Raw genomic sequence first — 9,389 nt, forward strand, 5'->3', positions numbered from 1 at the left:
GGCGGGGGACGGCTCGTGCAGGTCCGGCGTCGCGGTCGACACCGGCCGGTGCAGATCCGCGACCAGCGCGGCCAGGGCCCCGGGATCGGCGACGGCCTGGCGGCCACGCCGGAAGGCCTGGATGTTCGCCGCGACCGCGACTCCGTTGAGCTCGATCGCCTGCTCGATGGCCCGGGCGGAGATCGGCAGGGCGCCGCTCTGGTACGCCGCCCCCACCATGAGCATGTTGGACGCCTGCGTGGACCCGAAGAGGTTCTCCGTGATCTCGCCGGGGTTGAGGTAGACGCCCCGCCCGGAGGCCCGGTCGATGGCCGCCTGGATGTCCGGTGTGGACGGGTAGTGCACGGCGGTGTCGATCACCATGGTCCCCGTGGGGATCCGGGTGGTGGAGACCACCGCGGTGGTGCGCTCCGGGTGGGCGACCTTGAGGTTGGCGTCGTCCGCGCCCACGAGGCCGTCACAACACAGGTAGAGGTCGCAGTCCCCGGCCCCGATCTTGGGGGGCTGCTCGAGTGGCGTCCGCGCCACCCGGACATCGGAGACCACCGCGCCACCCTTCTGCGCCAGACCCGTCATGTCGAGCGTGCGGGCGGAGTTGCCGTCGAGCACGGCGGCGGTCGCCAGCACGGCCGAGACGGTGACGATCCCTGTCCCACCGATCCCGGTGAGGCGCAGCGAGAAGCCGCGGTCGGCGTCGACCGCGACCCGGTCCGGTTCCGGGAGGGCGGCGGAGTCCAGTTCCGGTGCGGTCGCCACGCGCTCGGTCCCGACGCCCGGGACCACGGTGACGAAGGCCGGGCAGTCGCCCTCCAGGCACGAGAAGTCGAAGTTGCAGGTCGACTGGTCGATCCGGGTCTTGCGGCCGAACTCGGTGTCCACCGGATGGACCGACAGGCAGTTGGACTTCTTGCCGCAGTCGCCGCACCCCTCGCAGATCCGTTCGTTGATCACCACCCGCTCCGCCGGGGTGGGGTAGGTGCCGCGCTTGCGGTGGCGGCGCTTCTCGGCCGCGCAGAACTGGTCGTGGACCAGCACGGTCACCCCGGGGACCGCGGCGAGCTCCTTCTGGACCTCGAGCGTGTCGCGGCGGTCGCGGACCTCGATGCCGCGGGGCAGTCCCTGGGACCTCGTGGCCTTGACGTCGTCGGTGGTGACGACGATCCGGGCGACCCTCTCCGCCTGCAGGAGCCGGAGGATCTCCGGCAGGGACATCTCGCCGACCGGGTCCTGGCCGCCCGTCATGGCCACCGTCCCGTTGTAGAGGAGTTTGTAGGTGATGTTGTCGCCCGAGGCGACGGCCGCGCGGAGGGCGAGGGAACCCGAGTGCATGAACGTGCCGTCGCCGATGTTCTGCACCATGTGGCGTTCGGTCAGGAACGGGGCCATACCGGTCCACTGGAGTCCCTCGCCACCCATCTGGGTGACCCCGGTGACGGTGCCGACCTGGTCCTCGTCCATTAGCAGGACCATCGCGTGACAGCCGATGCCGCCGCCCACGAGCGTCCCGTCCGCCACCTTGGTGGAGCTGTTGTGGGGGCACCCCGAGCAGAAGTAGGGGGTGCGGGTGGTGGCCAGCGGCAGGGAGATCCGCGAGCGGCCGCGGCCCGGTCCGTCGAGCCAGGCGGCCGCCGACTCTATCCCGTGGACGCGGCCCAGCCGTTGCGCCAGGCCCCGGGTCACGGCGTCGACGTCGAGTTCACCGAAGCGGCTGAACAGGGTGGAGCCGTCCTCATGGGTCTTGCCCACGACGTTCGCGACGTCTGGCCGTCGGAAGTGGATCTCGCGGATCATCGTCTCGATGAAGTCGCGCTTCTCCTCCACCACGATCACCTCGTCGAGGCCGGTCATGAACTCGTCGAGGACCGTGCGCTCGATCGGGTAGACCATGCCGAGTTTGAGGATCCGGATGCCGCGTCGGGCGAGCTCGGCGTCGTCGAGACCCAACCTGCGCAGCGACTCGCGGACGTCGAGGTAGCTCTTCCCGGCGGCGACGATCCCGATCCGGTCGTCGGCGGTCGACTGCACGATCCGGTTGAGTCGGTTGAGCCGGGCGTACTCCAGCGCGCGGGGGATCCGGATCGTGAGCTGGTTCTGCTCCAACTCCATGAGGCTGGACCCGAGCAACTGGCCCGAGGGCACGTGGGGACTCGTGCCCAGATCGCCGTAGACGGGCAGGATCCGATCCGGGTCCACCAGCGCGGTGGACGAGGCGTCCGCGACGTGCGAGGAGATCTTCAGGGCCGACCACAGGCCCGAGACCCGGGAGAGGATCGCAGCGTGGACGCCGAAGTCCAGCACGTCCTGGGAGTCCGCGGGGTAGAGCGTGGGGAGGTAGAGGTCTGCCAGCGCGAGCTCGGACGAGCACGGCACGGTGGAGGACTTGGCTCCGGGGTCGTCCCCGACCAGCGCCACCGCGCCCCCGTGGGGGTCGGTGCCGATGAGGTTGGCGTGGCGGATCGCGTCCGTCGCGCGGTCCAGGCCGGGGGCCTTGCCGTACCAGTACCCGACGACGCCCTGCAGTGGCGCGCCGCCGGTGTGGGCCGTCGCGCGTAGGGTCCCCGTGCGTCGCGCGAGCTGCGACCCCATGACGGCCGTGGCGGCGGCCTCCTCGTTGAGGGCGGGGCGGTGGACCACGTCGAACGGGTCGAGGAACGTCCCGCGCCTGGCCAGCTCGAGGTCGTAGCCGGCCAGCGGCGAGCCCTCGTAACCACTGACGAGACTGGCGGTGAGCAGGTTCTGCCTGCGGTCCAGTCGGGCGCGGTCGCGGACCGTGCGGACGAGGGCCTGGATGCCGGTGAGGAACACCGTGCCGCTCTCCCGCGTGTAGCGGTCGGAGAGCGAGAACGAGGTGGCGTCCGCCCGCCCGGTTCGGGGCAGATCATCGTGGGAGCCGCTCGAGGGGTGGAGTAGGGAGGTCATCTGTCACACCTGGCCTTCTGACGACAGTGGCTGTGTCTCCAGGCTAGGCGTGTGGGTGATGCGCGTCACGTGGCCAGCGCGATGCAGTGCACCATGTGCAGGATGTCGGCCACATTCCGCCGCGAGATGGACACAATGCGCAGTGCCCACCGGATTAGCATGGACACATGGACGCGCCTGCCGATCTGGATCACACCGACCGACGACTCCTGAAGATCGTCCTGGCGGGCCCCAGGGTCGGGGTGCGCGAGTTCTCCCGCCGCCTCGGAGTGGCCCGCGGGACGGCGCAGGCGCGGTTGGACAAGCTCGAGGCGCGGGGGGTGATCGCGTCGTGGGCGCCGACCCTCGATCCGGCCGCGCTCGGGTTCCCGCTCTCGGCGCTGGTCCACATCCAGGTCGCGCAGGCGAAGCTGCAGGCGACCTGTACGGGCCTGGCGGAGGTGCGCGAGGTCCTCGAGGTGATGAGCGTGGCGGGGGAGTTCGACATCGTGTGCCGTGTCGTGGCCCGGGACCACTCGCATCTCGAGGAGGTCTTCAGCGCCATCATCGCCACCCCGGGTGTCCTGCGCACCCGCACCGAGGTGGTCCTGCGGCGACGGGTCGGCCCGCGTGTCGCCCAGCTGCTGGACGAGTGAGGTTCACTCCCAGATGCGGGCGAACGGATAGGCCTGCTCGTACTCGGAGGCGAGTTCGAGGAGCAGTCGATCGTGGCCGATCCTCGCCGACAGGTGCACGCCGATGGGCAGGCCGTCCGGCGCCCGGCCGGTGGGAAGCGAGACGGCGGGCGATCCCGCGATGTTCTGGAGGGGCGTGAAGGTGACCCAGTTGGAGACCCGCTCGAGGTGGGTCTCGTAGGGCAGGTCCGCATCCAGGTACCCGACCTCGGGGGTCTCGTGGTTGACCACCGGGTTGAGGTAGACGTCGAACTCGCCGAACGCCGAGTCGAACCGCCGCCTGGTCCGGTAGAGGCGGTACAGGTGCAGGGGGAGTGAGGGCAGACCCCGCCTGGCCATCGCGGCGAGGCCGATCGTGAACGGGTCGAGCCGCTCCGCCGCGAACTCCGGACTGAACATGCCCCGGCCGCCCGAGGAGGTGCCCAGGGCGAGCAGGCCCCAGTAGGCGATGAAGTCCTCGCGGAACGAGTCCGGGACCGGCGCGGTGGTCGGCACGATCTCATGGCCCAACGCCGCCAGCCGGTCGGCGGCCTCCCGCAACACCGCCAGGGTGGCCGCATCGGTCGGGTCGCCCGCGGGACTGTGTTCGACGAGGCCGATCCGCAGCCGGCGCCCGGGAGCCTGCGCGACCGTACCCAGCGGTGGGACCCCCACCGGACGGTGTCCCGCTTCGAAGGCGGTCAGGAACGCCACCGTGTCGCGAACGGACCGGGTGACCACGGACTGGGAGATGATCGGGATCGGCATGTTCGCCGAGAACTTCTCGTCGGGGTGTCTGCCGCGACTGGGCTTGAACCCCACCAGGCCGGTGACCGCCGCGGGGATCCGGATCGACCCACCGCCGTCATTGGCGTGCGCGATCGGCAACGCGCCGGCGGCCACCAGTGAGGCGGATCCCCCCGAGGACCCGCCGCTGGTGCGGCCGGTGTCCCACGGGTTCCGGGTGACGAGCCCGCCCTGTCGCTCGGTGGCGGCGGTCCAGCCGAACGGCGGCATCGCGGTCGTGCCCACCGGGATCAGTCCGGTCGCACGGAAGAGCGGTGCGTAGGGGCCGTCGTGGAGGGCTGGTCGGGTGGGGACCGCCGACGAGCCGAGCGTCATGGGCAGACCCTCCACCCGGACCGCGTCCTTGAACGCCGACGGCACGCCGGCGAGCGGGGCGGAGAGCTGGGAGTTCCGGACCCACTCCGCCCGGTGGCGCGCGCGGTCGTAGTCGGTGTGCACCAGGGCGCCCAGAACGGGGTCCACCGTGGCGCAACGCTCGATGGCGGCCTCGACCAGTTCCGCGGGTGAGACCTCCCGCCTGCGAACTCTCTCCGCGAGGGCGGAGGCGTCGTCGTACCCGAGCGCATCGTCGCGGAAGGCGTGCACGCGGCGCGGCGGTCCGGCGGGGGTCGGATCGGCGGGGGTCGGATCGGCGACGGCATCGGCTGTGGTGTCGGTCACGCGTCCACTGTAGGGCGTCCCCCTTGACAACGGCCGGGCTACTCGTGCATCTTAGGTGTACCTTACTTAGGCGAGCGTCACCTTATTCTCGTACCCGAGATCTCGCCGTGTAGCTGGCGACCCGTGGAGGGCGAACAATGGCAGTGCACCCGATCGTGTCGGATCCGGTCGTGACGGGCGCCCGACGTCTTCTGGACGGGGCGGGCATCGCCACGGTCGCCGTCCGTGGCACCCGGGACCGCTCGGACGTCATGGTCTCCGCGCAGCACCGCTGGATCGGCGGAGGCGCCGTCGTCGTCACCGGGGCCCCCGCACCGTGGTCCGGTCTGATCGTGGAGCCGGGCTCCTCGGTCGAGGTGGTCGTGATGATCGACGAGTTCGCTCCGATCGTCGAGGCGAAGGTGCACGTCGCCAGCCTCTACGGTTTCGGGGTGGCGCGTGCGTCACGCCAGGGCGAGGGGTGGGTCGTCGAGATCGAGATCGAGCTCGGCGAGCTGCAGGTGCGCCGTCTCGGCCACGAGGGGACGGTTCTCGCCCGCGACCTGGACGCGGTGCCCTCGGACCCGCTGGCGTCCGAGGCGCCCGGTCTCGCGGACGAGATCCGGGCGCGATTCGGGGAACACCTGGCGATCCTGGCGGGATCGGGCGACCCGGCTCACCCGCCGTTCGTCCTCGGTGTCGACCCGGACGGCCTCCACCTTCTCACCGCACTCGGGCGCGACGCCGATGTCGTGCACCTGCCGTTCATGACCCGGGCGCAGTCCGTCGGGGACGTGGTCCGCGAGATGGGCCAGTACGTGGCCCGGGCGAGCTGAGTCCCGGGCCACATCCCGGCCGACGCCCCGGCCCACGTGCCGGCGGCGCCTACGCGGGGGAGTAGGTGAGGCAATCGGCGGTGTCCGCGCCGGAGCCGATCGTCACGGACTCCGCCGAGCAGAGCAGGTCCTTGTTGTGCGTGCACTCCACGCGCTGACAGGCGCCGACGTGCGCGCTCGCGGTGGGGAGGCCGCCCCGGACGTCGAGCGAGATGAACGTCCCGCACTCGGCGTGGTCGGGTGATCCCGCCACGGTGATCGCCGGGGCCGTGCAGTCCGCGTCGGCGTTGAACGAGCACGTGGTGACGGTGCAGTTGCTGATTCCGGTGAGAGTGGCCATGGCGGTTGCTCCTCGTATCGGTGGGTGTTCCCGGTGGGTGTTCCCGGTGGTGCCGATCCGGTTGCCGCGGACCGTCGGTGCCACCGAGTCAACCCCTGATCGGCTCGACTTGCAAGCAAGGAGAGCCTGTGCTAGGTCAGGTTAGCCTAAGCATCTGACCAGCGCTTTCCCTGAATGTCCGCGGTGTGAGCTCCGCGGACCGCGTACCCCCGCCGCCTCCCGGTGGCGTGTGTGGTCTCCGATCCCCCTCTGGACATCTGTGAGCCATGGCACTATGGTCGAACTCAGTTAATCCGACTTAACTGAAAGGGAGCGGCGCTGATGACTTCCGCGACCACCGATCACCCGACCACCAATCGCCAGGCGCACGAGGAGCTCCTCTCCGACCTCCGCGACCGCCTCGAGCGGGCCGCGTTGGGCGGTGGGGAGAAGGCCCGTGCCCGGCACCTCGAGCGGGGCAAGCTCCTCGCCCGCCAGCGGGTGGACGTCCTCCTGGATCCCGGTAGCCCGTTCCTCGAGCTGTCCCCGCTGGCCGCCGAGGAGATGTACCGGGGCAAGGCGCCGGGCGCCGGTGTCGTGGCCGGGATCGGCCGGGTCTCCGGGCGCGAGTGCCTGGTGATCGCCAACGACGCGACCGTCTCCGGCGGCACCTACTACCCGATGACGGTGAAGAAGCACCTGCGTGGCCAGGAGGTGGCGATGGCCAACAACCTGCCGTGCATCTACCTCGTGGACTCCGGCGGGGCGATGCTCCTGCAGCAGGACGAGGTCTTCCCGGACCGCGACCACTTCGGCCGGATCTTCTACAACCAGGCGAACATGTCCGCCAAGGGCATCCCGCAGATCGCCGCGGTCATGGGTTCGTGCACCGCCGGCGGCGCCTACGTCCCGGCGATGAGTGACGAGGCCGTGATCGTCCGGAACCAGGGCACGATCTTCCTCGCCGGCCCGCCGCTGGTGAAGGCGGCCACCGGCGAGGAGGTCACCGCCGAGGAGCTCGGTGGCGGCGACCTGCACGCCAAGACCTCCGGTGTGGTGGACCACCTGGCCGACGACGACTACGACGCGCTCATGAAGGTCCGCCAGATCGTGGCGACCTGCCCGCCGGCGCCCGAGCCGGACTGGGAGGTGCTCGAGCCCCGCGAGCCCGCCCGCCCGCAGTCCGACCTCTACGACCTCGTCCCGGTCGACTCCCGCCAGCCCTACGACGTGCGCGACATCATCGGCACGATCGTCGACGGCGGCGAGTACACCGAGTTCAAGGAGAACTACGGTGCCTCGATGGTGACCGCGTTCGCGCGGATCCACGGGCATCCGGTGGGGATCATCGGCAACAACGGCGTCATCTTCTCCGAGTCCGCGCTCAAGGGTGCGCACTTCATCGAACTGTGCGACCGCCGCAAGATCCCCCTGGTCTTCCTGCAGAACATCACCGGCTTCATGGTCGGCCGTCAGTACGAGGCGGGCGGCATCGCCAAGAACGGCGCCAAGATGGTCACGGCCGTGGCGTGCGCGCGGGTCCCCAAGTTCACCATCGTCGTGGGCGGGTCGTTCGGTGCCGGCAACTACTCCATGTGTGGCCGTGCGTACTCCCCGCGGTTCCTCTGGATGTGGCCCAACGCGAAGATCGCCGTGATGGGCGGGCCCCAGGCGGCCGACACCCTCGCCTCGGTGCGCGCCGCGCAGGTCACCAAGTCGGGCGGGGAGTGGACGGACGAGCAGCAGGCCGAGTTCACCGCGCCGATCCGCGAGCAGTTCGAGGAGCAGTCCACCGCGTACTACTCCACGGCCCGACTGTGGGATGACGGGATCATCGATCCCGCCGACACCCGTACCGTCCTCGGCCTGGCCCTCGCGGCCGCGGCCAACGCCCCCCTCGAGCCGGTCAACAACGGCGTCTTCAGGATGTGAGTCGAGCTATGTCACAGAAACTCCACACCGTTCTGGTGGCCAACCGCGGCGAGATCGCGTGTCGCGTGATCCGTTCCCTGCGGGCCGCGGGTATCCGCTCGGTCGCCGTCTACTCCGATGCGGACGCGGACGCCCTCCACGTGCGCATGGCCGATGCCGCCGTCCGCCTGGGCCCGGCCCAGGCCTCGCAGTCCTATCTGGACTTCGAGAAGGTGATCGACGCGTGCCGCCGGACCGGCGCGCAGGCCGTCCACCCGGGATACGGCTTCCTGTCCGAGAACTCGCGGTTCGCGCGGGCGCTCGAGGAGGCGGGCCTGATCTTCGTGGGGCCGCCGGCGTCGGCGATCGAGACCATGGGTGACAAGATCACCGCCAAATCGGCGGTGTCGGAGCGTGACGTGCCCACCGTGCCGGGGATCTCGCGACCGGGACTGACCGACGACGAGTTGGTGGCCGGCGCCGACGAGGTCGGGTACCCGGTCCTCGTCAAGCCGTCCGCGGGCGGCGGCGGCAAGGGCATGCGACGCGTGGAGCGACCGGAGGACCTGCGCGCCGCGCTCGACTCCTCCCGCCGCGAATCGGCGGGCGCCTTCGGCGACGACACGCTGTTCCTGGAGCGGTTCGTCGACACTCCCCGCCACATCGAGGTGCAGGTCCTCGCCGACACCCACGGCAACGTCATCCACCTGGGTGAGCGTGAGTGCTCTCTGCAGCGCCGCCACCAGAAGGTCATCGAGGAGGCGCCCAGCGCGCTGCTCGACGAGGTCACCCGCCAGCGCATCGGCACCGCCGCGTGCGACGCCGCCCGCTCGGTCGGCTACGTGGGCGCCGGCACGGTCGAGTTCATCGTCTCGGCCAACGCCCCGGACGAGTTCTTCTTCATGGAGATGAACACCCGTCTGCAGGTCGAGCACCCGGTCACCGAGATGGTGACCGGCGTGGACCTGGTGGACTGGCAGGTCCGCATCGCCGCGGGCGAGGAACTGACGCTGCGCCAGGAGGACATCACCCTCACCGGCCACGCGATCGAGGCCCGCGTCTACGCGGAGGACCCGGCGAAGGGTTTCCTGCCCACCGGCGGCACCGTGCTCGGTCTGGAGGAGCCCTCGGGCGACGGCATCCGCGTGGACTCCGGCCTGCGCGTCGGCACGGTCGTCGGCAGCGACTACGACCCGATGCTCGGCAAGGTCATCGCCCACGGCTCCGACCGCGCGGAGGCACTGGCCCGGCTCGACGCCGCGCTGGCCGGCACCCACGTGCTGGGCCTGCGGACCAACATCGACT

7 protein-coding genes are annotated in these 9,389 nt (G+C 70.6%); 4 read left to right on the top strand and 3 right to left on the bottom strand.

Translation table 11 applies throughout. The features are described from left to right. A partial coding sequence (locus G6022_RS15185; RefSeq protein ID WP_182691905.1) for an indolepyruvate ferredoxin oxidoreductase family protein occupies nt 1-2,919 on the bottom strand: 2,919 nt, incomplete at its 3' end. A 167-nt stretch (nt 2,920-3,086) separates the two neighbouring features. Here G6022_RS15185 and G6022_RS15190 point away from each other — a divergent pair. Beyond that, nucleotides 3,087-3,554 carry an Lrp/AsnC family transcriptional regulator gene (locus G6022_RS15190; protein ID WP_182616605.1) on the top strand — a complete coding sequence of 156 codons (468 nt, stop codon included), beginning with the start codon at nt 3,087-3,089 and terminating at the stop codon, nt 3,552-3,554. A 3-nt stretch (nt 3,555-3,557) separates the two neighbouring features. Here the strand turns inward: G6022_RS15190 and G6022_RS15195 are convergent, their stop codons facing one another. Then, nucleotides 3,558-5,039 (bottom strand): amidase, encoded by a 1,482-nt coding sequence (locus G6022_RS15195; protein WP_182616606.1) that lies wholly within the window; start codon nt 5,037-5,039, stop codon nt 3,558-3,560. 137 nt (nt 5,040-5,176) lie between these two features. On the opposite strand from G6022_RS15195, the gene G6022_RS15200 reads away from it, so the two are divergent. Beyond that, nucleotides 5,177-5,854, top strand: coding sequence for a hypothetical protein (locus G6022_RS15200; RefSeq protein WP_182639223.1), 678 nt, complete (start codon nt 5,177-5,179; stop codon nt 5,852-5,854). Nucleotides 5,855-5,903: 49 nt separating this feature from the next. Here G6022_RS15200 and G6022_RS15205 read toward each other — a convergent pair whose 3' ends face one another. Continuing rightward, nucleotides 5,904-6,194: a DUF1540 domain-containing protein gene (locus G6022_RS15205; RefSeq protein ID WP_179525853.1), complete on the bottom strand. Its 291-nt coding sequence runs from the start codon at nt 6,192-6,194 to the stop codon at nt 5,904-5,906. Between the two features lie 321 nt (nt 6,195-6,515). On the opposite strand from G6022_RS15205, the gene G6022_RS15210 reads away from it, so the two are divergent. Both G6022_RS15210 and G6022_RS15215 read left to right on the top strand, forming a co-directional pair. Beyond that, the gene (locus G6022_RS15210; RefSeq protein ID WP_182616608.1) at nt 6,516-8,105 is read left to right on the top strand and encodes a carboxyl transferase domain-containing protein; all 1,590 of its coding nucleotides are present in this window, start codon (nt 6,516-6,518) and stop codon (nt 8,103-8,105) included. A gap of 8 nt (nt 8,106-8,113) precedes the next feature. Next, nucleotides 8,114-9,389: biotin carboxylase N-terminal domain-containing protein (locus tag G6022_RS15215; RefSeq protein ID WP_182691907.1), on the top strand; the 1,276-nt coding region annotated here is incomplete at its 3' end.

The sequence above is a fragment of the Dietzia sp. Cai40 genome, assembly GCF_014145165.1.
Taxonomy (GTDB): Bacteria; Actinomycetota; Actinomycetes; order Mycobacteriales; family Mycobacteriaceae; genus Dietzia; species Dietzia natronolimnaea.

Coding starts and splice junctions, on each gene's coding strand:
- G6022_RS15190 (WP_182616605.1), top strand. CDS start 3,087: ATGGACGCGCCTGCCGATCTGGATCACACCGACCGACGACTCCTGAAG.
- G6022_RS15200 (WP_182639223.1), top strand. CDS start 5,177: ATGGCAGTGCACCCGATCGTGTCGGATCCGGTCGTGACGGGCGCCCGA.
- G6022_RS15205 (WP_179525853.1), bottom strand. CDS start 6,194: ATGGCCACTCTCACCGGAATCAGCAACTGCACCGTCACCACGTGCTCG.
- G6022_RS15210 (WP_182616608.1), top strand. CDS start 6,516: ATGACTTCCGCGACCACCGATCACCCGACCACCAATCGCCAGGCGCAC.